At 35.1% G+C, this 23,498-nt stretch carries 23 protein-coding genes; 7 read left to right on the forward strand and 16 right to left on the reverse strand.

Annotation, left to right across the window (positions count from 1 at the left end):
• Window positions 1-32: 32 nt before the first annotated feature.
• The 11 genes from nqrM to bolA all read right to left on the reverse strand — a co-directional run bounded on the left by nqrM (window position 33) and on the right by bolA (window position 10,735).
• Window positions 33-263, reverse strand: coding sequence for a (Na+)-NQR maturation NqrM (gene nqrM / locus Q4496_RS06945; RefSeq protein WP_215971370.1), 231 nt, complete (start codon window positions 261-263; stop codon window positions 33-35).
• 112 nt (window positions 264-375) lie between these two features.
• Entirely contained in the window at window positions 376-1,407 is a 1,032-nt protein-coding gene (locus tag Q4496_RS06950) for an FAD:protein FMN transferase (protein WP_215971371.1), read from the reverse strand.
• A 222-nt stretch (window positions 1,408-1,629) separates the two neighbouring features.
• Entirely contained in the window at window positions 1,630-2,853 is a 1,224-nt protein-coding gene (gene nqrF, locus Q4496_RS06955; protein WP_303610134.1) for an NADH:ubiquinone reductase (Na(+)-transporting) subunit F, read from the reverse strand.
• Between the two features lie 63 nt (window positions 2,854-2,916).
• Entirely contained in the window at window positions 2,917-3,540 is a 624-nt protein-coding gene (gene nqrE, locus Q4496_RS06960; protein WP_215973231.1) for an NADH:ubiquinone reductase (Na(+)-transporting) subunit E, read from the reverse strand.
• A gap of 4 nt (window positions 3,541-3,544) precedes the next feature.
• Window positions 3,545-4,168: an NADH:ubiquinone reductase (Na(+)-transporting) subunit D gene (locus Q4496_RS06965; RefSeq protein ID WP_215973232.1), complete on the reverse strand. Its 624-nt coding sequence runs from the start codon at window positions 4,166-4,168 to the stop codon at window positions 3,545-3,547.
• Window positions 4,168-4,938 (reverse strand): Na(+)-translocating NADH-quinone reductase subunit C, encoded by a 771-nt coding sequence (locus Q4496_RS06970; RefSeq protein ID WP_215973233.1) that lies wholly within the window; start codon window positions 4,936-4,938, stop codon window positions 4,168-4,170. The genes Q4496_RS06965 and Q4496_RS06970 overlap by 1 nt, the downstream gene beginning before the upstream one ends.
• Window positions 4,931-6,133, reverse strand: a complete 1,203-nt coding sequence (locus Q4496_RS06975; protein WP_215973234.1) for an NADH:ubiquinone reductase (Na(+)-transporting) subunit B — start codon at window positions 6,131-6,133, stop codon at window positions 4,931-4,933. Before Q4496_RS06975 ends, Q4496_RS06970 begins: the two co-directional genes overlap by 8 nt.
• Before the next feature lie 2 nt (window positions 6,134-6,135).
• Window positions 6,136-7,473 carry a Na(+)-translocating NADH-quinone reductase subunit A gene (locus Q4496_RS06980; protein ID WP_215973366.1) on the reverse strand — a complete coding sequence of 446 codons (1,338 nt, stop codon included), beginning with the start codon at window positions 7,471-7,473 and terminating at the stop codon, window positions 6,136-6,138.
• 438 nt (window positions 7,474-7,911) lie between these two features.
• Window positions 7,912-8,970: a GGDEF domain-containing protein gene (locus Q4496_RS06985; RefSeq protein ID WP_215973235.1), complete on the reverse strand. Its 1,059-nt coding sequence runs from the start codon at window positions 8,968-8,970 to the stop codon at window positions 7,912-7,914.
• A 115-nt stretch (window positions 8,971-9,085) separates the two neighbouring features.
• Window positions 9,086-10,276 carry an enoyl-ACP reductase FabV gene (gene fabV / locus Q4496_RS06990; RefSeq protein WP_215973236.1) on the reverse strand — a complete coding sequence of 397 codons (1,191 nt, stop codon included), beginning with the start codon at window positions 10,274-10,276 and terminating at the stop codon, window positions 9,086-9,088.
• Window positions 10,277-10,420: 144 nt separating this feature from the next.
• Window positions 10,421-10,735: a transcriptional regulator BolA gene (gene bolA, locus Q4496_RS06995; protein ID WP_215973237.1), complete on the reverse strand. Its 315-nt coding sequence runs from the start codon at window positions 10,733-10,735 to the stop codon at window positions 10,421-10,423.
• Between the two features lie 259 nt (window positions 10,736-10,994).
• Here bolA and Q4496_RS07000 point away from each other — a divergent pair, with 259 nt between their 5' ends.
• The 5 genes from Q4496_RS07000 to Q4496_RS07020 all read left to right on the forward strand — a co-directional run bounded on the left by Q4496_RS07000 (window position 10,995) and on the right by Q4496_RS07020 (window position 15,484).
• Complete coding sequence (locus Q4496_RS07000) at window positions 10,995-12,194, forward strand: methyltransferase (RefSeq protein WP_215973238.1); 1,200 nt, start codon at window positions 10,995-10,997, stop codon at window positions 12,192-12,194.
• An 88-nt stretch (window positions 12,195-12,282) separates the two neighbouring features.
• The gene (locus tag Q4496_RS07005; RefSeq protein WP_215973239.1) at window positions 12,283-12,858 is read left to right on the forward strand and encodes a YajG family lipoprotein; all 576 of its coding nucleotides are present in this window, start codon (window positions 12,283-12,285) and stop codon (window positions 12,856-12,858) included.
• 22 nt (window positions 12,859-12,880) lie between these two features.
• The gene (locus Q4496_RS07010; RefSeq protein ID WP_252727503.1) at window positions 12,881-13,501 is read left to right on the forward strand and encodes a peptidylprolyl isomerase; all 621 of its coding nucleotides are present in this window, start codon (window positions 12,881-12,883) and stop codon (window positions 13,499-13,501) included.
• 265 nt (window positions 13,502-13,766) lie between these two features.
• A complete protein-coding gene (locus Q4496_RS07015; protein WP_303495256.1) occupies window positions 13,767-14,108 on the forward strand; it encodes a hypothetical protein in 342 nt (113 codons plus the stop codon).
• An 89-nt stretch (window positions 14,109-14,197) separates the two neighbouring features.
• Window positions 14,198-15,484 (forward strand): AmpG family muropeptide MFS transporter, encoded by a 1,287-nt coding sequence (locus Q4496_RS07020; protein ID WP_215973241.1) that lies wholly within the window; start codon window positions 14,198-14,200, stop codon window positions 15,482-15,484.
• 270 nt (window positions 15,485-15,754) lie between these two features.
• Here Q4496_RS07020 and Q4496_RS07025 read toward each other — a convergent pair whose 3' ends face one another.
• Window positions 15,755-16,648: a RimK family alpha-L-glutamate ligase gene (locus tag Q4496_RS07025; RefSeq protein ID WP_215973242.1), complete on the reverse strand. Its 894-nt coding sequence runs from the start codon at window positions 16,646-16,648 to the stop codon at window positions 15,755-15,757.
• A 133-nt stretch (window positions 16,649-16,781) separates the two neighbouring features.
• Here Q4496_RS07025 and Q4496_RS07030 point away from each other — a divergent pair, with 133 nt between their 5' ends.
• Entirely contained in the window at window positions 16,782-17,621 is an 840-nt protein-coding gene (locus Q4496_RS07030; protein WP_215973243.1) for an HDOD domain-containing protein, read from the forward strand.
• Between the two features lie 45 nt (window positions 17,622-17,666).
• Here Q4496_RS07030 and Q4496_RS07035 read toward each other — a convergent pair whose 3' ends face one another.
• The 4 genes from Q4496_RS07035 to Q4496_RS07050 form a co-directional block, all read right to left on the reverse strand.
• Window positions 17,667-18,047 (reverse strand): YacL family protein, encoded by a 381-nt coding sequence (locus Q4496_RS07035; RefSeq protein ID WP_215973244.1) that lies wholly within the window; start codon window positions 18,045-18,047, stop codon window positions 17,667-17,669.
• A 130-nt stretch (window positions 18,048-18,177) separates the two neighbouring features.
• Window positions 18,178-19,500 (reverse strand): hypothetical protein, encoded by a 1,323-nt coding sequence (locus Q4496_RS07040; protein ID WP_303610135.1) that lies wholly within the window; start codon window positions 19,498-19,500, stop codon window positions 18,178-18,180.
• Window positions 19,501-19,864: 364 nt separating this feature from the next.
• The gene (argR, locus tag Q4496_RS07045; protein ID WP_159818530.1) at window positions 19,865-20,344 is read right to left on the reverse strand and encodes a transcriptional regulator ArgR; all 480 of its coding nucleotides are present in this window, start codon (window positions 20,342-20,344) and stop codon (window positions 19,865-19,867) included.
• Between the two features lie 100 nt (window positions 20,345-20,444).
• Window positions 20,445-21,656: an acyl-CoA dehydrogenase gene (locus Q4496_RS07050; RefSeq protein WP_303610136.1), complete on the reverse strand. Its 1,212-nt coding sequence runs from the start codon at window positions 21,654-21,656 to the stop codon at window positions 20,445-20,447.
• Between the two features lie 401 nt (window positions 21,657-22,057).
• On the opposite strand from Q4496_RS07050, the gene Q4496_RS07055 reads away from it, so the two are divergent.
• Window positions 22,058-23,494 (forward strand): COG3014 family protein, encoded by a 1,437-nt coding sequence (locus Q4496_RS07055; protein ID WP_303610137.1) that lies wholly within the window; start codon window positions 22,058-22,060, stop codon window positions 23,492-23,494.
• Window positions 23,495-23,498: the final 4 nt, after the last annotated feature.

The raw sequence follows: 23,498 nt of genomic DNA on the forward strand, positions 1-23,498 counted from the left end.
ACTATCCTTAATAAGTCTATAGTCTCAAATCACTAGAGATTTGTAACATCTATTCTATTGTTCAAGTTTTCTTCAAGTGCTGATTTACGCTCACGCGCTTGACGTTTTTCACATGGATTTTCACAATTACAATCTTTTTCAATACCGACGCTTGCTAAACCACCACAACTACCCGCTAACGTTTTATTTTGAAAAATATAACCCACTGCCATAGCTACGCCGACAACTAGGAAAAAACCAAAGGTAATAATAAAAATCATCATAATGTTATGCTCTCAATTAAATAATTAATGATCAGGGCTCAGGACAAAAGCCATTGGAAAATAAGTTTAATGCGTATCTATGTTATTAATTAAGACCGACACACGGTAAGTATTATTTCAAGTATTGCTTAAATTTTACCGTAAATTCTTCATGAAAGCCATTTTCAGCTTTAGAAATGAACAATGCTGCGATATCATTTTCAGTCGCAAACTTCATTCCTTCTTCAGCGCCCATCACCATCATGGTAGTAGATAAACCGTCCGCGGTCATGGATAATGGAGCAATAACGGTGACTGACACAAGGTTGTGATTAATCGGCTTCCCAGTATCAGGATCAATAATATGAGAAAAGCGTTGTCCATCTTCTTCGAAGTAAATACGATAGTCGCCTGCTGTAGCAACAGCATTATCTTTAGGGATAATTACTTGCTGAGCCGCTCTATGATCACCTAAAGGATCAAAAATAGGTCTTTCTATCGCAATTGCCCACAGCTCACCAGTATGTTTAAAACCTTTTACACGAAGTTCTCCGCCTATTTCGACTAAATAGTTATGGATACCATTAGCTTCAATTAACTCTGCGACTACATCGACCCCATAGCCCTTAGCCGTAGTAGACAAATCAACATACAAGTTAGGAATATCTTTTGATAATTTATTGCCATTCAAATGAAGGTTCTTTAACCCAACACGTAACCGTGTATTGGCTAGTAACTCATCACTTGGTACTTTTTCTGGTCTATGCTCAGGTCCAAACCCCCATAAGTTAACCAAAGGACCAACGGTAATATCTAATTTACCACCACTTAACTCACCTAAACGAATAGATTCCGCTAAGACTCGTTTAAAACCAGGTGATACTTCAACAGGTTCCAGTGACTGAAGAGCATTAAAGCGAGATAATTCCGAATTAGGAATATAAGTCGACATTTCCTGATTCACTTGCTCGAGCAATGTATCAATTTGTTTATGTAAGCCTAAACTTTCTACCTCAGCGGCTGTCGCTACAACTTTAATATTGTATGTAGTTCCCATCGTATAACCTTGCAATAAAATTTCTTTTTTAGCAGAGTTATTACTAGGAAAACAAGCTGTTAGGATAAGGGCTAATAAGACAATTAGTATTAGTTTGAATTTATTCATAGGTATTCCAAATTTATTATTTATATCAAGATACTAATTTGGGTAATTTAATATCTTGATATAAATAATAAAGACGACCTAAGTCGCCCTTATTATTTATAGCAAATTAAACCTTACTTTACAGATAGTTCGTTTAGAGCAAAAAGAAGGCGCAGCATTAATATTACTCAATGAAGACCTTCGATACAGCTATTGGACGAAATAACAAAAGATTCAGCTTAATTAGCCACCGAAGTCATCTAGCATGATGTTTTCATCTTCAACACCAAGATCTTTTAACATATGAATAACCGCAGCATTCATCATAGGAGGACCACACATGTAGTACTCACAATCTTCTGGAGCTTCATGGTCCTTCAAATATTCTTCGAAAAGAACATTATGAATAAAGCCGGTTAAGCCATCCCAGTTGTCTTCAGGCTGAGGATCACTTAATGCAACATGCCATTCAAAGTTATCATTATCAGCAGCTAAGCCGTTATAATCATCTTCATAAAACATTTCACGAAGTGAACGAGCACCATACCAGAAACTCATTTTACGTTTAGACTTCAAACGCTTAAGTTGATCAAAGATATGAGAACGCATTGGAGCCATACCTGCACCACCACCAATAAATACCATTTCATTATCAGTGTCTTTCGCAAAGAACTCACCAAACGGACCTGAAATTGTTACTTTATCGCCTGGCTTCAAGCTAAAGATGTACGATGACATTTTACCTGCCGGTAAATGCAAACGTCCAGGAGGTGGCGTAGCAATACGCACATTAAGCATAATAATGCCTTCCTCTTCTGGATAGTTAGCCATTGAGTAAGCACGTAATGTGTCTGTATCTACTTTAGACTCTACATCGAAGAAACCAAAATGGTTCCAATCACCACTATATTGTTCATCAATATCAAAATCACTGTATTTAACGTGATGCGCTGGTGCTTCAATTTGAATATAACCACCGGCTTTAAATGGTACTGATTCGCCATTAGGAATTTGTAGCTTAAGCTCTTTAATGAAAGTTGCTTTGTTATCATTAGAGATAACTTCACATTCCCATTGTTGAACACCAAAGATTTCATCTTCTACTTCAATTTCCATGTCTTGCTTAACAGCAACCTGACAGGCTAAACGACAGCCTGATTTTGCTTCACGCTTATTGATATGACCTTCTTCCGTAGGAAGAATATCACCACCACCTGAATGCACTTCAACACGACATTGACCACAAGTACCGCCGCCGCCACATGCTGAAGGTATAAAAATACCTTGATCAGCTAATGCGCCTAATAATTTACCACCTGCAGCAGTAACAACTGCTTTAGATGGATCACCGTTTATGCTAATCGTTACGTCACCACTTGATACTAACTTAGATTTAGCAAATAAAATTACTAATACTAAGGCAATAACTATCGCTGTGAACATCGATACGCCGAGAATAATTTCCATCGACCTTTCCTTAAAGTTATCTAAGGGTGCAACGCATAGAAACCTGCGTTACACCGACCAAATTTATAACGAAATACCACCGAAAGACAAGAAGCCAAAAGCCATTAGTCCAGCAGTAATAAATGTGATACCTAAACCTTTCAAGCCGTCTGGTACATCAGAGTATTTCATCTTCTCGCGGATACCAGCGAGTAAAACAATCGCTAATGCCCAACCAACACCAGAGCCAATACCATAAACAACTGATTCACCAAGCGTTAAGTTTTTAGATACCATAAATGATACCGCACCAAAAATCGCACAGTTAACGGTTATAAGTGGTAAAAATATACCAAGGGCTTGATACAAAGAAGGAAAATATTTATCTAATACCATTTCCAAGATTTGAACTAAGGCAGCAATTACACCAATAAAGGTAATAAAAGATAAGAAGCTTAAATCAATCGATTCACTTGGATCGGTAATGCCTAATACAGCATCAAGTGCACCTGGTGCTAATACTGCTTGGTAGATAATTTGGTTCATTGGCACAGCCAAACCAAGTACTACAACAACAGCAACACCTAAACCAATTGCCGTATCTACTTTTTTCGATACCGCCAGGAAAGTACACATACCTAAGAAAAACATTAATGCGATGTTTTCAATAAAAATAGACTTAACTAATAATGCAATATAATGTTCCATGGTATTAATCCTTCTCTACTTGTTCTGGTTTCCATTGGCGAATAGCCCAAATGATTAAACCAATAACGAAGAATGAACTAAATGGTAATACTAATAAACCATTCGCCTGATACCAGCCATCATTTTGAATCAATGGTAGAATTTCAATACCAAATAAAGTACCAAAACCAAATAATTCACGGAAAAAAGCAACTAGCATTAATATTAAACCGTAACCTAGACCGTTACCGATACCATCGATAAAGCTCACAACAGGTTTTTCTTTCATGGCAAATGCTTCCGCACGCCCCATTACAATACAGTTAGTAATAATCAAACCAACGAAAACCGATAGTTCTTTAGATAACTGATACGAAAAAGCTTTAAGCACTTGGTCAACTACAATTACTAAAGATGCAATAATAGCCATTTGTACGATAATACGCACACTTGAAGGTATATAGTTACGAATACTAGAAATGAATAAGTTAGAGAATGCCGTTACAAAAATAACAGCTAAACTCATAACCAAAGCATTTGCCATCGAACTGGTTACCGCTAAAGCAGAACAAATACCTAATACTTGTAATGCTATTGGGTTATTGTCAACAATAGGACCCGTTAATACTTTTTTAGCATCTGAAGACATTATTTAACCCCTTCTGCACGATATTTAGTAATGAAAGGAGCATAACCTTCTTTACCAAACCAAAACTGTAATGTATGAGTAACACCGTTACTTGTTAAGGTTGCACCTGATAACGCATCCACACCGTGAATATCATTAGGTTTAGCACCGCCTTTAACTAGCTTAACTTTAACTTCACCAGCGTCGTTATATATTTTTTTACCTGGCCATAAGGCTTTCCATTTAGGGTTAAGCACTTCCGCACCTAGTCCTGGAGTTTCCTTATGATCAGAGTAAATAACACTTTTCACTGTATTTAAGTCTGACTCTAAGCCAACGTAACCGTACATTAAGTCCCATAAACCAGAACCTATGATAGGTAATACAACAGTATCAATAGAACCTGAATCTGATTTGATTAAGTAAACAACCGCTGTATTAGAACGACGATTGATACCTGCTATATCATTTTCCGGTTTAATTGATAAAGCTTTATCACGAGCATTACGACGCTCATCAAATAATAATGGGTCACTATCAATGAACTCACCTGAATCAAGGTCAATCATTCTAGCATCAACATATTTATTATATGTACCAACAATATCGCCGTTTGCTTTTTCGATTAACTTTGCAGCTTCTAAAACTTTAGTTTGCTGATCAAGTAACTTGTTTGCGTCTTGTTTATCTTTTAAGCCAACTGCTGAAATAGATACTAAAGCAGCACAGACTAAACAGATCGCTAGAACGAATAATATCGTTCCTAATGGAGTTTCTTTATTACTAGACATTACGTGCAAGCCTCCGTTTAACATTGCTTTTTACCACAAAGTAATCAAACAATGGTGCGAACAAATTAGCGAATAAAATAGCTAACATCATACCTTCTGGGAATGCAGGGTTTACTACACGAACTAGTACAACCATGACACCAACTAAAGCACCAAACCAATATTTACCTGTATTGGTAAAAGATGCTGAAACAGGATCTGTTGCCATAAACATCATACCAAAAGCAAAACCACCAATAACTAAATGCCAATGCCAAGGCATAGCAAACATTGTATTAGTATCACTGCCAACAGCATTGAATATTAATGAAGTAATTACCATACCACCGAACACACCTAAAACGATGCGCCAAGAAGCAATACCTTTATAAAGTATGTAAGCACCACCAAGCAAGATAGCAAAAGTTGATACTTCACCTACAGAACCAGGGATGAATCCCCAAAAAGCGTTCCACCAATCTGCATTAATTGAATAATCAACAAGGCCTTGATTAGCAGCACTTAACATTGTAGCGCCAGAGAAGCTGTCAGCAGCAACCCATACAGCATCACCTGAAATTTGTGCAGGATAAGCAAAGAATAAAAACGCACGACCCGCTAATGCAGGGTTTAAGAAGTTTTTACCTGTACCACCAAAAATTTCTTTTGCAATAACGATACCGAAGGTAATACCAATAGCTACTTGCCATAAAGGAATACTAGCCGGCAGAATTAGTGCAAAAAGAATAGAAGAAACGAAAAAACCTTCATTCACTTCATGCTTACGTACTGCAGCGAAAAGTACTTCCCAGAAGCCACCTACAATAAAAGTAACGGCGTAAATAGGTAAGAAGAACATGGCACCATAGAAGGTCATATCCAATAAGCCTGAGCTTGCTGTTAATGAACCACCTAAAAAGTTGAATAAATCAACCTGCCAAGATTGTGGTAAAGAATAACCAGCTGCCAAAGCATCAACTGCCTGATAACCTATGTTATACATACCAAAAAACATGGCTGGGAAAACCGCAAGCCATACTGTGATCATAATACGCTTTAAATCAATGCTATCACGAACGTGAGTTTTACCCTTACTTACATAGCCAGGAGTAAATAAACCCGTTGCAACAGCTTCATATAATGCAAACCACTTTTCATGTTTACCGCCTTTTTCAAAATGCGGCTCTATATCTTCAATAAACTTTTTCAAGCCCATGACTAACCTTCCTTCTCGATAGTAGTTAGACAGTCACGAAGAATGACACCGTAATCTGTTTTGCCTGGGCAAACAAATGTACACAGTGCTAAATCTTCTTCGTCTAGCTCTAAGGCACCTAGTTGTTGCGCACTATCAGTATCACCTGAACAAATATCACGTAGCAACAAGGTAGGTAAAATATCTAATGGCATAACACGTTCAAAATTACCAATTGGTACCATTGCACGTGAACTACCGTTAGTGGTTGTTGTCATGTTGAACAACTTCTTCGGGAAGAAGTGAGACATATAAGCACGTGTCACTGAGAATTTATTTGGGCCTGGATACATATATCCCAAAAACTCTTTATCGCGTCCTTCAAGAATCAAAGACACTTGCACATGATAACGACCTAAATAGCTATGTACTGCTGTTGCCGTTGCGCCCATTAATAATGAACCTGAGACTACACGCACTTCACCATCAATAGTTTCACCGGCAGTTAATTCACCTGTATTAGCACCTAAAGTAGTGCGAATTAAACGAGGATTTTTAGCTGCTGGTCCGGCAATCGAAATAACACGGGTGTTATCAAGTTCACCTGTAGTAAATAATTTTGCAATAGCAATCACATCTTGATAACCGACATGCCAAACGAATCTTTCAGCACTTACAGCTTTTAAGAAATGAATATGCGTACCCACTAAACCAGCAGGATGTTTACCTGCAAATTCAGTTACAGTCGCATTAGCATCAACAGGAATATTAGCCCCTGGTGCTTTATTCACAAAAACTTCACCTTCAGTTAAACGAGACAGAATCGTTAAACCTTGTTGGAAAGCTTCTGCTTGCTCAGCAATAATTACTTCAGGGTTAGCAGCTAATGGATTTGTATCCATCGCACTAACAAAGATAGCTTGAGGAGTACTATCAATTGCTGGAATCTTACTGAATGGGCGAGTTCTAATTGCAGTCCAAAGACCAGATTCAACTAAGTTTTCAACCACTTTCTCACGTGATATAGCACCTAATTCATTGGCAGAGTAACTAGCAAATATTTCTTTATCAGAGCCATCAATATCGATAACGACTGACTGTAAAATACGTTTTTCACCACGGTTAATTTCTTTAACAACACCGGAAGCTTGAGCTGTGAATTTAACGCCAAGGTTCTTTTTATCACTAAAAATTACTTGACCTTTTTTAACGCGATCACCCACTTTTACAAACATGGTTGGACGCATCCCCACAAACTCTTCACCTAATGTTGCAACGGTTTTGATGGACGGACCATCATGGATTACCTGCTGTGGAGCTCCCTTAACAGGAACATCTAAGCCTTTTTTTATTGTAATCATAAACACTTGCACTACTTTTGATGGGAGTAAAAAATCAACGACATATTTATCCTTAATAATTGGCATAACCCAACAAAAAAAGACATATAAGTAATTGATTTCAGTGTATTTCAGTAAAGAACTTATTCCTTCATATGAAAAAATAAGACCCACTGGCTCTAAGTTAAACTTTTCTGACACAAATATTACCACAAAAAAGTCTTTTCATTCTACGCCCATTAACAAATTTTCACTACAATTTAGACTATAGTGGTATCTTTTGGACTAAAAAAAGAACAAAAGCTTCTACTTAAGCATTTATTGAATAAAAAAGGCTGGTTTTATGATACAGATCAATTAGTTTTTTAGGATATTCTCTAATAATGAAGATTACAATAAAATACGTTAAGTCGTTAATTTAATACTATTGGCACATAAAAATAGTCAGTTAACTAAATTTTAAAAAATACAATTACGCCCACTATTTTTTGCTTGGTAGAGCTTTTCATCTGCTTCTTTTAACTTACTTTCAATTTCGCTATATGTATGAGCAATCGTTACCCCAAGGCTCATTGTTATTTTCAACTCTTGGTTTTCATCTTTTAGCTTCATTTCACTGACCGCACAACGGATTTTTTCAGCTATTTTCATGCCGGTATCATAGTCCGTATTTGAAAAAATAATTAAAAACTCCTCTCCCCCAACTCGAGAAACAATATCTTCATCACGAATCGACTTTTCCATTGTACGCGCTAATTTTTGTAAAATACGATCACCGGTGTGATGACCATAATGATCGTTAAAGCTTTTAAAGTTATCAACATCAGCCATAATTAGTACCATAGGAAACCTGTTTGGCACTTTCGCTTTGCTAGCAGGGAAAAAAACGGCATCAATAAAACGGCGATTAGGTAAATTAGTAAGTATGTCAGTATTCGCTTGCTGCTCTTTAGATATATTAATATTTGTCATCGCTGAATGACTGTGCTCGCGAAAATATTCGTTAATAAAACTAAGAATGTTGACGACAAAAAAAGAAGAAAGGAAACGAATAACTTCTGAGTCAGAATAATGCGCGATTAATATTTCCTGATTATTAAGCATAAGTAACAAGGATACAAATACAAATCCGTTAGTAATAGACCCATAAAGATAACCAAGCATAGCAAAAAGTACTAGCGGAAATGGGAAGGTCCAATAAAGCGCAGTGTTATCAATTCCTCCTTGATAAACTAATACTATACAAAAAATAACAATACTTAAACTAATGACATTACAACTTAAATCTAAGCATTTATATAAATAAAATAACGCTAAATTAGCAAGAAAAATAAGAAGGGTAACAAAGACAGTTAAGAAAATGACTTTATCGTTATTGATATAATTAATATAGCTAAAGAATGATAGTGCTATACAGCCAAAACAACTAAAACCTAAAAAAGAATACAGACGTCTATTGTAATCGACATAATTACTATCATTACGTTCAAAAAAATGTGAAAACAAAGAAGTAGACATATCATTAGCTAAAAAGTTTTAAGTTATCTTCATTATAGTTGAGTATATTAAGTCCTTCAAAAAGAAAAAACCGATGACATGCATCGGTTTTAAATATTCACTATTTCAAAAGATATTAACTCAGATTATTAATGCCGACTTCCGGACTGATATCTGCGTCATAATCAACCCCATCCACATCAAAACCGAATAATTTTAAAAATTCGTGATGATAGCCAACATAATCTGTTAAATCATCAATAGTCTCTGTTTCTACAGTATTCCAAATGTCAGTTATACGTTGTTGAACGCTATCTTCTAGCTCTTTGTAGTTTTGACGAAAACGTCCCTCTTCATCAAGACGAGGACTATTACTATAAATATTCTCTTTAAACAAATTAGCTATTTGTTCAATACAACCTTCATAGGTACCATCAGCTTTCATTACTTTAAACATAGCTGAAATATATAAAGGCATAATTGGGATGGCTGAGCTTGCTTGCGTTACTACTGCATTAAGTGATGTAACACGCGCTTGACCATCAAGACTCGCCGTTGCAGCATTAATAGCTGTAGCCGCGCGATCTAAATCTTCTTTTGCTTTACCAATAGTCGCTTTACCGTATATTGGCCATGTTAACTCTTTACCAATATAAGTATAAGCAACAGTTTTAACACCTTGTGCTAACACATCAGCTTCTTTTAATGCCTTTAACCAAAGCTCCCAATCAGCACCACCCATAACATCGATAGTACCTTGAATTTCTTCTTCATTTGCAGCTTCTACTGAAACTGAATCAATAATGCGTTTAGAAGTATTTAAGTTTCGGGTGGTAACACTTTCACCAATTGGTTTTAAAGTAGAAGAGTATACTTCACCCGTATCAGGATCAGTTCTACGTGGAGATGCTAATGAGTATATAACTAAATCGATTTTACCTAAATCAGCTTTAATTGTTTCAATTGCTTGCGCTTTAATTTCGTGAGAAAAAGCATCACCATTAATATTTTTAGAATAAATTCCTGCGTCGTCTGCTGCTTTTTGAAAAGCGGCAGTATTATACCAACCTGCTGAGCCTGTTTTCTTTTCTGTTGGTGGCTTTTCAAAGAATATACCTAATGTACTAGCATTATGACCAAATGTTGCAGTGATACGAGAAGCCAAACCATAGCCAGTAGATGCACCAATAACTAAAACGTTTTTAGGACCGTTATCACTAAATGATTGATTTTTAACATAAGAAATTTGTTCGTTAACATGTGCTTCACAGCCTACTGGGTGAGCATTAGTACAAATAAAACCACGAATTTTTGGTTTGATAACCATAAGAAAACCTTTTAAATTACTTTTATAAAGAATAAATTTATTCTCATATTACACCACGATAGTATGAGAATTTTCCGCTATTGTACCTTGCTAATAACTCAAAGAGGTACGAGCAGTTAAAAAAAGAAGTAATAAGTGGTTAAATTACTTACCTCCACCTAAACAGTTCGGTGACAACGGCGTATTGTCAGCATAATAATCATGCCACTCTTTTTCTGTATATGTATGTAGTGCAAGTGCGTGTATTTTTCCTGCTAGCTCTTCAGCTAATAAAGAGTTAATTGCGCGATGACGCTTAATTAAGCGTTCTCCCTCAAACTTATTAGAAACGATTGTCACTTTAAAGTGTGACTCACTTCCTGGCGGTACATTGTGATTATTGCTTTCGTTAATTACATCTAAGTGTAACGGGGAAAAAGCAGAGAGAATTTTTTCTTCAATGACGGTAGCTATAAACATTATTATTCTCGAGAAAATGAAAGGTGTACTAATAATTTTAGTCGATTAAATTCTATATGCCATAAACAAGGAGACAAAAGTAAAAATTTAACAGTAAATTTAGTTTGGTATTATTAATCTATTTAATTTTTTATTAAATCTTTTTTTATTTTAGTTACTTTTATGGGGATGAAGCAACATTTAAACAAGTATATTTTGAAGTCGCTTGCGGATATGTCACAATAACTCATATTAATTTCTCTCCAACATTACTTTTAAAATGCTTAGCCCTTTTTTTCTTCATGATAAACAATTAACACTGGTTCGTTTTCCATTAGCCCAAGTAAATCGCAGTTTACAAGCATGGGATGCTGCTGATGAATATTTACTCAATTATATTAATACTGAACAACTGTTCTCTGAAAAATCTCGCATAGTCATTTTTAATGATGCTTTTGGTGCATTAACGACACACTTTTGCCTTCCCAAAACGACGAGTATCACTCAACCAAATAACCCAGATGTCTATTGTGTTAATGACTCCTATATTAGCAGCCAAGGAATTGCTTGTAATATTGAGCAAAATTCATTGAGTAATAACAATATCACGCAACTGAATTGTTTAGACACTCTTCCTCAAGATATTGAGGTTATTCTATTTAAAATACCTAAAAGTAAATCGTTGTTAATAGAACAATTAATCATGATTAAGGATAGTGTTGATCAAAATGTAACAGGACAAAAACCTATCTTTATTGCAGCTGATCGTGCAAAAGATATTCATAGTTCGACACTGAAATTATTTGAAAAATATTTAGGTACAACAACAACCTCGCTTGCGGTAAAAAAAGCCCGTTTAGTGTTTTGTCAATTTGATCAAAAACAAAAGCATAAATCACCTTTTCCAACGATATGGCCACTCCCGAATAAAGCGCTAAATTGTGATTTTACTATTAGTAATCATGCCAATGTGTATTCACGAGAAAAACTCGATATAGGGGCTCGATATTTTATTGAGAACTTACCCTGTGTAGCAGAAAATAGTGAAGTAATAGACTTAGGTTGCGGTAATGGCGTTATCGGTTTAAGCATATTAGCTCAACAACCTAGCGCAAAAATACAGTTTTTTGATGAATCTCATATGGCAATAACATCTGCCAGAGAAAATATTAGTAATAACTTACCTAATTTAATCACGCATTGTCAGTTTCAGCTCAATGACTGTTTAAGCAATGTTGAAAGTAATAGTGTTGACTTAATTTTATGTAATCCACCTTTTCATCAGCAAGCCGCGACGACAGACCATATTGCATGGCAAATGTTCAAAGATAGCCATAGAGTATTGAAAAAAGGAGGAGAGTTACGCATTATTGGTAATAGGCAATTGGCATATCATATAAAACTAAAACGGATTTTTGGTAATGAAAAGCTAATTGCCAGTAATGATAAATTTGTTACACAATCGGCAATAAAGCGATAGTCCGATATGATACTCTAGTCTATATACTGATGTTGAAAATAATGACTCATTGCAAAAAATTGATTAACAAGAAAAGCGACGACCTCTCATGAAATTTAATACTGTTATCCATCAAGTTACGGCATGTCTACTTTTATTAGGGTTATATGGATGTGCCAATGTTCCTAGCCACATAATTATTGCCCCTGAAATAATGAACGTATCGAATACTGTGCAAAGCAATAAAAAAGCTCAGCTTGATGTTGTCGACATGCGCACGTCAAATCATATCGTGCAAATTATGCGAGAGGGTAAAGCAGCTATACTCGTTTCAGCTCAAGAAAGGCTTGAAAATACGATTCAAGATACTTTAACCGAACATTGGAAAAAGCAACATTTAACACTGAACAATAATGCTATTAACAACATTAATATCAGTATTGATAAAGCGATTATCAATGTTGAACAAGCAACCTTCGAATATAAAGTACAAACAGAAATCATATTAAAAGTGATCGTGAATAATGGCTCGGAAACACTCACGAGTACCTTTAAAAACCGTGGTAATAGTGATGGGCCATTCAAGGCTGATATTGCCGTATTAGAACGTAATTTTAATGAACGTTTAGCCAAATTATTACAGCAGATTATAGCAAATCAAAAAATCAATGATTTTTTAATATAACTCCCTTAGAGGAATTCATACAATGCGAATGTTTTATAACTTAATGACTACTCATACATTTACCCGTGCACTGCTACTTAGTTTGACTTTATTTAGTGCAGTAACCTTCTCTAAAAACCTTGCCATTGATCCAACCAATATTTACCCAAAAGTGAAATTAGAAACTACAATGGGAATAATTGTTATTGAACTAGATCGTGTTAAAGCACCAATAACTGTTGATAATTTTTTAACTTATGTTGTTACCGGTGAATACAACAATACTATTTTTCATCGTATTGTCGAAGACTTTATAGTACAAGGTGGTGGCTATGATGTTGACTTTGTTCCTAAAAAAACGAACGGCGACATTATTAACGAATCAGGTAATGGTTTAAAAAATGAAGTAGGCACGATCGCTATGGCAAAAGAAAATAGACCGCATACAGCCAACAGACAATTCTTCTTTAATATTAATGACAACTCTAACTTAGATCCCGGTAGACGTTGGGGATATGCTGTTTTTGGTATGATTATGGAAGGTGAAGAAGTACTGGAAGCGATAGCTAAGGTAAAAACTGAATATAACGAAGCTGTCGGTTGGGAAAATGTACCAGTAAAGCCTGTAATGTTAATTAAGGCAACACTGTTACCCGCGGAGTAATGACCTAAAAGACACTCAAGTAATAGCGTCATAAGGTCGCTTTAACGTATGAATGTTTTCTTGTTAACTAGCTAAAAAATTGCTTCGTTCTATAATGAATTAATATAATGTTACATATTTATTAAAAATAATAGCTAGTTTTTTTTGACAAAAAAACCTTTAACATTAATAAATGTATATACTTAATTCTTTTAATCCTTCGTTGTCGAGCATGACAACTTATAAGTTTCATCCATTAAATTTTTCGGGAAGCAAGGATGTCTTCATGGGGTCCTTCATGATAATTGAGCAATTTATCAATGCTAAAGTAATACAAATGGTGGCGTATGTTAACGCCGTTATCAACAGGACTATTCACTATACTGAATTAGATAATTTTATTATAGATACTATGAGTGAATGGACTTTGTTAAATGTAGTAGATGAAACACCGAGTAGCGCGCAAGAACGTGTTTTTTGGCATTTAGTTCATGAAATAAGTGTCAATGGTGCGCAAGCTTTAAAAGATGATTTATTCTTTAAAAGTGAAATTAACACCTGCCTTGATTTTTTTAATGGTGTTGGTAGTTATCCTATTGATTGTATCGGCTGGCGGCCTATTGCTTAATCAACATTGAGCTTAATCATATTAATGTTCTTCTGCTCAGCTCAACTGTCTGATAAGCTTGTATAATCAATTTTACACAGTAGTAATTAATGTCGAATACATCGTTTAAACAAGCTATTTTAAACAAGCGTATGCTAATTTGTATTTTTACAGGTTTTAGCTCTGGCTTACCTTTATTTGTACTTTATCAATTAGTACCTGGTTGGCTTCGTGATCAAGGCGTTAGTTTAGCAGAAATAGGCTTATTTTCTTTAATAGGCATTCCCTATGTATGGAAATTTATTTGGTCTCCCTTGATAGATCGTTATTCGTTAGGCGGCCTTGGTAGAAGACGAAGTTGGATGCTAGCAACACAGCTATTATTACTTGGTTCAATCGCTGCTTTTGGTTGGCTAAACCCCGTAGCCAATATTTGGTCTGTCGCCTACTTGGCTGCCGCAGTAGCTTTTTTTAGTGCTAGTCAAGATATTGTCTTAGATGCATATAGACGAGAATTACTCCCTGATAATGAATTAGGTCTTGGAAACTCGATCCATGTTCAAGCATATCGTTTATCTGGCCTTGTACCTGGCTCATTAGCCTTTATCCTTGCCGATCATATTAGTTGGCAATCTGTTTTTATGATTGTTGCTGCATTTATGGTTGTCGGTGTTTTATTAACCTTATTTATTAAAGAATTAGATACTGAGCAAAGCGCCCCTAAATCCTTAAAAGATGCAGTTATTCTACCTTTTAAAGACTTTATACAAAGTAATGGCTTTAAACCAGCCTGCTATACACTCGCCTTTTTAGTGTTATATAAATTAGGGGACAATATGGCCACAGCCCTACAAACGCCATTTTTTATTGATATGGGATTTAGTAAAACAGAAATTGGTGTTATCGCTAAAACATCCTCACTCATTGCTATGACAGTCGGTATAGTTGTGGGTGGTCTTGTCATGATAAAGGTCAGTATAAATCGTGCCTTGTGGTTGTTTGGTTTTGTCCAAATAGCAAGTATTCTTGGGTTTGCTGCCCTTGCTGAAATTGGTCATAATAATTATGCTTTAGCCATAGCAATGGGGTTTGAATATTTAGGTGTAGGTTTAGGCACTGCGGCTTTTACCGCTTTTATAGCACGTACAACCAACCCTGCTTTTGCGGCTACACAAATAGCTCTTTTTACGGCATTAGCTGTACTGCCTCGAACATTTGCTAATGCCACAACAGGTTTTATTGTTGAACAAATAGGTTGGACTCAATTTTATTTTCTATGTACCGCATTAGCTGTGCCCGGTATGTTAATGCTTTTGAAAGTAGCTCCCTGGCATGAAGTGGTTAAACCAATAAAAACAAAGAAATCTGGGCTTACAACTAATTCATCAGGACATTAACATGATTAAATTTTTCTTTATATTACCTATTCTCATGAGTGCTATTTGGTGGTGGTACCTCGATAACCATGGCTATAGCTTAAAAGAAGGTATTAAAGGTTTTACATATATTTTAATATTTAATGCGGTAATTATACTTTTTTTCACAACAATGATTTATATAACACGTTAGCTACTTTGCTATGTAAATTATAAGTATGCTGTAAAATAAATATAATGCCCATAAATATAATATTTAAGGGCATTATACATAAGAATTAATCATCTATTTTAGCTAGTTTCTCTCATCCGTTTAACAAAAGCCCCCGCAAAGCTATCCGCTGAATTTTTATCCATATTAAAGTAAAGTGAAGGTTCTATTAACTCAGCTTCCATTAAAGCAAACCCTACCTTAGAATTATTATCTCGAACAAAATCTATACGTGCATATAAAGGGATCTCTCCTGTTAACTTGGTAATCGCAGTTAAAGTATATTGCGCTTGTGCTAATAGCGATTTCTCAGGAGCTATTGATTGTAACTGCCCACCATGCTCTTCTTGCACTCTAAAATCATCGGATTTTGGCGTTTTTAAAATAGCATGGCTATACTCGCCATCAAAATAAAATAATGAAAACTCGCCCTCCTCAATGACACTATTCATAAATGGTTGAACCATAAACTCAGCTTGTGAAAAAATAGCTTCCAGTTGACTTAAAACCGTTTCAAAGCTTTCTTTTTTTAGCCAAAAAGTATTATCTGCATTAGCACTTACTCTTGGTTTTATCACAATTTGTTGACAATTAAAGTAGTCAAAAAAACTAAGGATGTCTTTAGCTGAAAAGTTACTCCTCCACAAAGTTGGCACAATATTGACTTGTTGTTCGGCGAGTGATTTTAAATATATTTTGTCAATATTCCAACGAACAGTAGCTAACGAATTCTGTAAGACGGTACTTGAAAGCTCAATCTCTTCTAATACCGAAATAAAAGAACTAGCATCATCTTGATAATCCCATGGACTTCGAATAATAACAGCGTCAAATTGTTGCCAGTCTACATTTTCACTACGCCATGACACTAGTTGAGTTTGCCAGCCTCGCTGTGCTAAAGGTTTATCAAGTAAACTGTCATAACACTCAAAGTCAGACAGGTTTTCCATTGTTAAAATTGCGCAATTTTTCATAAAAACCTTAAAAATATGCAATATAAAGATAAACTTTAACAAATTTACTTATTAATATTAATATTATTAAGTAATTATCATTAATATGCTTTAGAATTTACCACTCTTTTAAATTTACATTACTATTCTTGTTATGCTTATTGTTGATCAAAATGTTTTAGATGATATTAGCAAAGGCTTTGCGGTTCCTGCACAGCCTCAATTACTTCTTAACCTTTTAAAATTAATGGCCGACCCCTACCCTAACATCAATGCTATTGCCGATTGTATTAGCCAAGATATTGCGGTTAGTGCTGCCATTTTAAAAGCAGTTAACTCGCCATTATATGGATTAGATAGAACCATTACTGATATCAAAATGTCAGTAAAATATATCGGTATTTATGGCGTAGTAATGCTGATCACGAACAGCCTCATCAAAAAAAGTTTTGATCCTAAAAATTGTAGTATTAATCTAGAAGATTTTTGGCGTACCACAACAGACATTTCTAATGCTACTGTAGCTATAGGGAAAAGATTCAAACAAAATATTGCGATGGATAAACTCTCTAGTTTAGGATTGTTCCATGATTGCGGTATTCCAGTGATGGCCATGAAACACACTAACTATCAAGCGGTTGTAGAGCAATTAACATTGACTTCTGACTTATCATTAATCACGTTAGAAGAGCAACATTTTCAGGTGAATCACGCTATTTTAGGCTATTATGTGGCTAGCTCATGGCGTTTACCAAAAGATGTATGCCAAATAATATTGCAACACCACGAAAGAGATTATTTAGATAAAATAAATGGCTCACCAGAGCAAGATTTATTTGCGATATTAAAGCTAGCTGAACATGTAGTATCATTAAAGAATCTAGATGAAGCATCTTCTGACTGGCCTTATTTAGAAAAGCCGATACTTTCTATTTTAGGAATAAAGAAAGAAGAATTACCAGAAACTATTCTTCAAATTAATGGCGCTATATAAGCTAAAATATTGTCTTATTACCTTTAAATGCGTTAAAAATCATCGTTATAGATTTTTGTTAAATTTTGCCCATGAAACTAATAATTTTTTAAAATCATCAATGCCGCAAGCAGCTCCTTCACTTTCATCAAAGTGAATGTGTTCCGTTGTTAACATTTCGGGTAATGACTCTATGCCATCTAGGCTTGCATTAGTATGTATTTCAACATCATCTTGATTGATTGATATTGTATATTCATGCCCAGTAATAACAACCTCATTTTGAGAACCCTTTTCAATATCATCAATCACTGTTAACAGGTGCTTTAATTTGGTGTGATCACTTCCTAATTCGACTTCAATCCATGGGCCTATTACCTCATGCTCTAAGGAAAATCGCGCTTTTGCATCACCCGTTATTGCATCATGTATAAATTCGTATTCCATAAGTTAACCATCTCATTTTTTCATCAGCCTTGTCACTAATTATAGCAAAATAAAGACAGTAAAGTTAGCTTGCTTCAAGAAGTTTAAAATATCTTAATCACGAACATAATCATCACTTCAAACAGTTAATTCAAGGACGAATATGAGCCCTATTAAAAGAACTCAGATCAGGAAAAAGCTCTCTTAAAACCCCATTTCTAGCTAACTCTGCTATATTTTTATCGAAATAATATTTTAAAAATCGACCTTTCTCTGTGTTATGAAAAACTAGAAATAAAGGAGAGCTTTCTATTAACACCATCTTAGGTAAAGCCTGTGTAGATGGCTCCAAGTTATAATCATACTCAATCAAAATATCTATTTTGTTATTTTTTAATAACGTTTCGCATTGTATAAATGATGTCTCAACAATATTATCTGTCGCAATAAACGCAATATGTTTATGCAAAGAGCTTCCTGAGTCGACACAAGCAGTCAAGGTAGTATCTTTTTGTTTAATCCGCTCTAACGTATTGTTATTACGAGCAAAGGCATAAAGAGGATATTCATAATCAAGGTGAAATGAAGAAAAAAGAGCGTCAACTGACACATCTGTTTTATATGCACCGATCAATACATCAACTTGCTCTTGCTCGAAAGAATGAACGGCCCTAGCCCATATTGAGGTACTTTTAGTCAGCGTAAAGTCATCCTTAAATACCTTTTCAATAATATCCCAATAGATACCACTGCTATCAGCATTACTATAATCATCCCAAGTCCCTGAAATGAAACTTACCTCTTTAGGTGGTGCACTTAAATGATAAACAGAATTAATATTATACTTTTGTTGTAATTTAGCCACAGTCCCATTGGCATCTAATGTTTTAAAAGCGGCAAGAAGTGGTTTTGCTAAGTGTTTATATTTTGGTGATAGGTAGTGATAATCATATTTATGCATAATTGTCTCTACAATAAAGTGTGGGTTATCATACACTTCAGGAGATAATAAAAAATCCATGATTAAAACAGAATCTGCTCGTCTTTTTAAAATCATCTCATTCAGGTAATTAGAGGTATTCAGCCCTAACTTTTCTACATCATCACGTAAGGATTCTGCATAATTTACGGATAAAACAGCTCCTTTAGGATAAACAATAGACTTTATATCTTCATTTAAACAATAACCACAGCGACGCCTATCGCTCACTTTAAGTAGGGAAAAATCAAATAATTCATAGGGGACTCTGACCAGTCTAGGGAATTGACCTTCAATGATAGAACTTCTTGCAATAGCTGCAGCTAATCGACCACTATTAACAAGCTCTAACTCCTGTGAGCTAGTGAAGTTTACCCAATTGATTTCATAATCTATTAATGCATACGCTTGTGTTAAAAGTTCTTTGGCATATGCAGCATGGTTAGAGGTAGCAGGTAATTTTAAATCAATTACAGTATTTTTTTTCGGAATCACGGGCTCCGCCCATAACACCATAGGTAAGAAAACTAAAAAAGTATAAAATATATATTTCATCTTTATTGATAACCTGAAAAATAATTAATCAGAGAATATGAGTATGGATAAAATAATAACTTTGATCAACTTAGTTTAATTAACAATGATAACTCAACTGATAATTAAAACGATGTTAACTTACTAGAGTAGTGCTGATTATGACAGGAGAATAACTCGCTATTATTTTATTTAAAGGGTAAAAAAACGAGCTATTCTGGGCTTTATTGCAATCTATTTAAGTAGATTTAGAGTTAGGTTAATTGGCCGATTAAGAGTTTATAAATTGATAGCCATCATGAATTTTAAATTTTATCACTTTATATTAACTGGCATTAACCCCAAGTAAAGTACGAATCGATTGTGATATTTCTTCTATTCTTTCCGCTTCTACCGGTGCAATAAAAATAGTGTCATCACCTGCAAGTGTTCCTAAAATTCCCGCGGATTCACCCATGCTGTCAAGCATTCTGGAAATTAAAGGTGCGCCGCCAATACCTGTTTTTAATATAATTTGCATACCATTATGTTTAACACTTAGTACTACTGATTCAATAGAGTGCTTCGACTTTGGCACAGCTAATTCATCAGGTAAAATATAAATCATTTCATTTTTAGCATTACGTGTTTTTACTGCACCTAACTTAGATAACAAGCGAGATATCTTAGCTTGAGACATATTTTCAAAGCCCTGCTCAGCTAACGCTTCAGCTAATTGTCCTTGCGAACCATAGCATTGTCCTTTTAATAATCGCTTAAAAGCATACACCAAATTCGATTCATTTTGTTTTCTAAGTGTGGTCATCTTTATGCTGTCTCAAAGTGCAAGTAAGTAGAAATATAATTACAATAATATTTCTACTATTCTACACTAAAAATTTTTAATTAGTATGACTTGCTTAATCTTAAAAAAACGCCTGAATACCAGTTTGAGCTCGACCTAAAATAAGTGCATGAACATCATGTGTACCTTCATAAGTATTTACCGCTTCTAAGTTCATCACATGACGAATAATATGAAATTCATCGCTAATACCATTACCACCATGCATATCTCTAGCTGTCCTAGCAATATCTAATGCTTTACCACATGAATTACGCTTAATTAAAGAGATAGCTTCAGGGGCTAATTGCCCTGAATCCATTAGTCGTCCTGCTTGTAAACAAGCTAATAACCCTGCACTAATATCTGTTTGCATATCCGCTAATTTTTTCTGAACAAGCTGTGTTGCAGCTAACGGTTTACCAAATTGTTCACGATCGAGGGTGTATTGGCGAGCTCCATGCCAGCAAAACTCTGCAGCACCTAATGCCCCCCATGCAATGCCATATCGAGCCTTATTTAAACAACCAAATGGACCTGACAGCCCTTCAGCCTTAGGAAGCATATTTTCCTTTGGCACAAAAACATCCTCCATCACTATTTCACCGGTGATTGACGCACGTAATGAGAATTTTCCTTCTATTTTTGGGGCGCTTAAACCAACCATTCCCTTTTCAAGAATAAACCCTTTAATCACACCATTTAATTTAGCCCAAACAATAAATATATCCGCAACAGGTGAATTAGTGATCCACATTTTACTTCCGTTAAGTTGATAACCACCATCAACCTCAATCGCTTTAGTTGCCATACTTGCAGGATCCGAACCTGAATTAGGCTCAGTTAAACCAAAACAACCAATCGCTTCACCACTCGCCAGTTTAGGAAGAAATTTCATTTTTTGCTCTTCACTACCATAAGCATGTATTGGATGCATCACTAATGATGATTGCACACTCATTGCACTACGATAACCACTATCTACTCGCTCTATTTCTCGGGCAATTAAGCCGTAAGTTACATAGTTAACCCCGGCACAACCATACTTTTCATCGATAGTTGCCCCGAGTAAACCTAATTCACCAAGCTCTTTCATAATGCCAATATCAAAACGTTCGTGCCGATTCGCTAATAAAATACGTGGCATTAACTTTTCTTGGCAGTACTGATGAGCACTATCACGTATCATACGCTCTTCTTCAGTTAATAATGACTCTAGCAGCAGCGGATCTTGCCAATTAAAACGAATTTTATTTTGTTGTGATTGTTTTAAATTATTGAGTTCTTCTGACATAGGTATAAACACCTTAAATGTATATCGAGTAAGTGAAATTTTATTCGTGTATTCGTTTTTATCAAATTCTAATTCAACGCTGAAGCAAGTCAATATTTGTCTAACAAGGAACGTGACTTTGATGACTAAAATCAATAAACCATGTATTAACCTGTAAATGAGTTTACTCATTAACCGATAAAGCAAACTCTAGATAGAACTAACCAATATCAGGAAAGTATAATTTTATGAATACTGAATAATATGCGTATTGCTCCATAGTTCGCGTTAAAGTAATTTTTTAGGTAATTATTCAGCTTTATTTTCTATATAATACCAGTCAGGAGTAAACTAGGTCGAACTAATAAATAGTACTTTATGTCTAAGTAGCTCACGATCTAGGATAAAAATAAGTTAACCGTATGAAAGTAACCTTTATAAAAATCATCATATTCATACTTCTATCACTACTACTAAGTGCTTGTAGCACTAGTGCATTTAATGACTTATTCAGTAATTATAATCAGCAAATGCGAGAAGTAAAACAAGCGCAACAACAAGGTGATTTTCAACAAGCTATTAACTTGATACCTACACGTAAAATAGGCGATAGTAGCTACAATTTGCATTTACTGGAAAAAGCTCGCCTAGCTTTTTTAGCAGCAGATGTTAAACAGAGCAAGGTAGACTTCGAGCAAGTATACCAGCTCATTCAACAAGCTCAGCTTTCTGCAAAAGTTGAACTTAGTAGAGGTGTTGAAAATGTTGCGGCAATAATGAGTAATGACAACGCTACTCGTTATGATATTCCATTCTATGAGCAAAGTATGCTACATACCTATCAAGCACTTAATTACTTAGCCCAAAAAGATTTATCCGGTGCTCTGGTAGAGGTTCGTCGTGCTAACTTAGTACAAGAGCAAGCACTGAAGAGTAACGCTGACAGTATTTTAAAAAATCAAGAGCAAATGTCAGCGCAAGGTTTAAGTATTAACGAACTCGACAGTAAATATCCAACCATGAATAATGCTATTGGTAATGTTAAAAATGGTTTTCAAAATGCTTACACTTTTTATTTATCAGCCTTACTTTATGAAGCTGCAGGCCAAAGCAATGATGCATACATTGATTACAAAAAAGCTTTGGAAATCTATCCTAACAATAGCTATATACAGCAAGATGTTTGGCGATTAGCAAATAACTTATCTATGAGTGCTGATATAAGTTTATTAAAAACAACGTTACCTGACACCATCATTAATAAAAACAACAAATTAGATAAAAAAAACAATGGGCAAGTTATTGTAATTACAGAAAATGGCATAGTAGCAGCAAAACAAGAAATAGCACTAAACTTACCTATTTTTACTCGTTACAATCAAACGCGCTTTTACAGTGTCGCTTTACCTAGCTACCAGAATTATTTAACGAGTTATTCACCATTAAGCTTACAGTACCAAGGTAAACGCTATCAATCAGAAGAAATAGTACGATTACAATCTTTAGCAGCAAGGCAATTAAAAGATGATTTACCCGCAATGGTCACCAGACAAATAGTTCGAGTAGTTGCCAAAGAAGAACTTAGGCAGCAACTATCACGAAAGAATGGAGAGCTTGGAAACTTTTTTGCTAGTATTTATAACCTTGCAACAGAAAAAGCGGATACGCGAAGTTGGAGTACTCTACCTGATAGCATTCATATAATGCGCTTAGACTTTCCGGTAGGTGAGCATAATATTTCGCTTAATTTAAATGGGGTCAACCAATCCGTTGAGATATCAGTTAATCCCAATAGAATTACATTAATAAAATTAACCGCTATAGGTGCTTTTCATCAATATCAAACCTATAATCTTTAGCATA

This window comes from Colwellia sp. 5_MG-2023, from assembly GCF_030547795.1.
In the GTDB taxonomy this organism is placed as follows: Bacteria; Pseudomonadota; Gammaproteobacteria; order Enterobacterales; family Alteromonadaceae; genus Colwellia.

Bases quoted from the DNA above. Each gene is read 5' to 3' on its own strand.
- Q4496_RS07025 (WP_215973242.1), bottom strand. From the start codon at position 16,648: ATGAAAAATTGCGCAATTTTAACAATGGAAAACCTGTCTGACTTTGAG.
- argR (WP_159818530.1), bottom strand. From the start codon at position 20,344: ATGACCACACTTAGAAAACAAAATGAATCGAATTTGGTGTATGCTTTT.
- Q4496_RS07020 (WP_215973241.1), top strand. From the start codon at position 14,198: ATGTCGAATACATCGTTTAAACAAGCTATTTTAAACAAGCGTATGCTA.
- fabV (WP_215973236.1), bottom strand. From the start codon at position 10,276: ATGGTTATCAAACCAAAAATTCGTGGTTTTATTTGTACTAATGCTCAC.
- nqrF (WP_303610134.1), bottom strand. From the start codon at position 2,853: ATGGAAATTATTCTCGGCGTATCGATGTTCACAGCGATAGTTATTGCC.
- Q4496_RS07030 (WP_215973243.1), top strand. From the start codon at position 16,782: ATGCTTATTGTTGATCAAAATGTTTTAGATGATATTAGCAAAGGCTTT.
- Q4496_RS06985 (WP_215973235.1), bottom strand. From the start codon at position 8,970: ATGTCTACTTCTTTGTTTTCACATTTTTTTGAACGTAATGATAGTAAT.
- nqrM (WP_215971370.1), bottom strand. From the start codon at position 263: ATGATGATTTTTATTATTACCTTTGGTTTTTTCCTAGTTGTCGGCGTA.
- Q4496_RS06980 (WP_215973366.1), bottom strand. From the start codon at position 7,473: ATGATTACAATAAAAAAAGGCTTAGATGTTCCTGTTAAGGGAGCTCCA.
- Q4496_RS07050 (WP_303610136.1), bottom strand. From the start codon at position 21,656: ATGTCAGAAGAACTCAATAATTTAAAACAATCACAACAAAATAAAATT.
- Q4496_RS07010 (WP_252727503.1), top strand. From the start codon at position 12,881: ATGCGAATGTTTTATAACTTAATGACTACTCATACATTTACCCGTGCA.
- Q4496_RS07035 (WP_215973244.1), bottom strand. From the start codon at position 18,047: ATGGAATACGAATTTATACATGATGCAATAACGGGTGATGCAAAAGCG.
- Q4496_RS06975 (WP_215973234.1), bottom strand. From the start codon at position 6,133: ATGGGCTTGAAAAAGTTTATTGAAGATATAGAGCCGCATTTTGAAAAA.
- bolA (WP_215973237.1), bottom strand. From the start codon at position 10,735: ATGTTTATAGCTACCGTCATTGAAGAAAAAATTCTCTCTGCTTTTTCC.
- Q4496_RS07000 (WP_215973238.1), top strand. From the start codon at position 10,995: ATGCTTAGCCCTTTTTTTCTTCATGATAAACAATTAACACTGGTTCGT.
- Q4496_RS06970 (WP_215973233.1), bottom strand. From the start codon at position 4,938: ATGTCTAGTAATAAAGAAACTCCATTAGGAACGATATTATTCGTTCTA.
- Q4496_RS07005 (WP_215973239.1), top strand. From the start codon at position 12,283: ATGAAATTTAATACTGTTATCCATCAAGTTACGGCATGTCTACTTTTA.
- Q4496_RS07015 (WP_303495256.1), top strand. From the start codon at position 13,767: ATGGGGTCCTTCATGATAATTGAGCAATTTATCAATGCTAAAGTAATA.
- Q4496_RS07055 (WP_303610137.1), top strand. From the start codon at position 22,058: ATGAAAGTAACCTTTATAAAAATCATCATATTCATACTTCTATCACTA.
- Q4496_RS06950 (WP_215971371.1), bottom strand. From the start codon at position 1,407: ATGAATAAATTCAAACTAATACTAATTGTCTTATTAGCCCTTATCCTA.
- Q4496_RS06965 (WP_215973232.1), bottom strand. From the start codon at position 4,168: ATGTCTTCAGATGCTAAAAAAGTATTAACGGGTCCTATTGTTGACAAT.
- nqrE (WP_215973231.1), bottom strand. From the start codon at position 3,540: ATGGAACATTATATTGCATTATTAGTTAAGTCTATTTTTATTGAAAAC.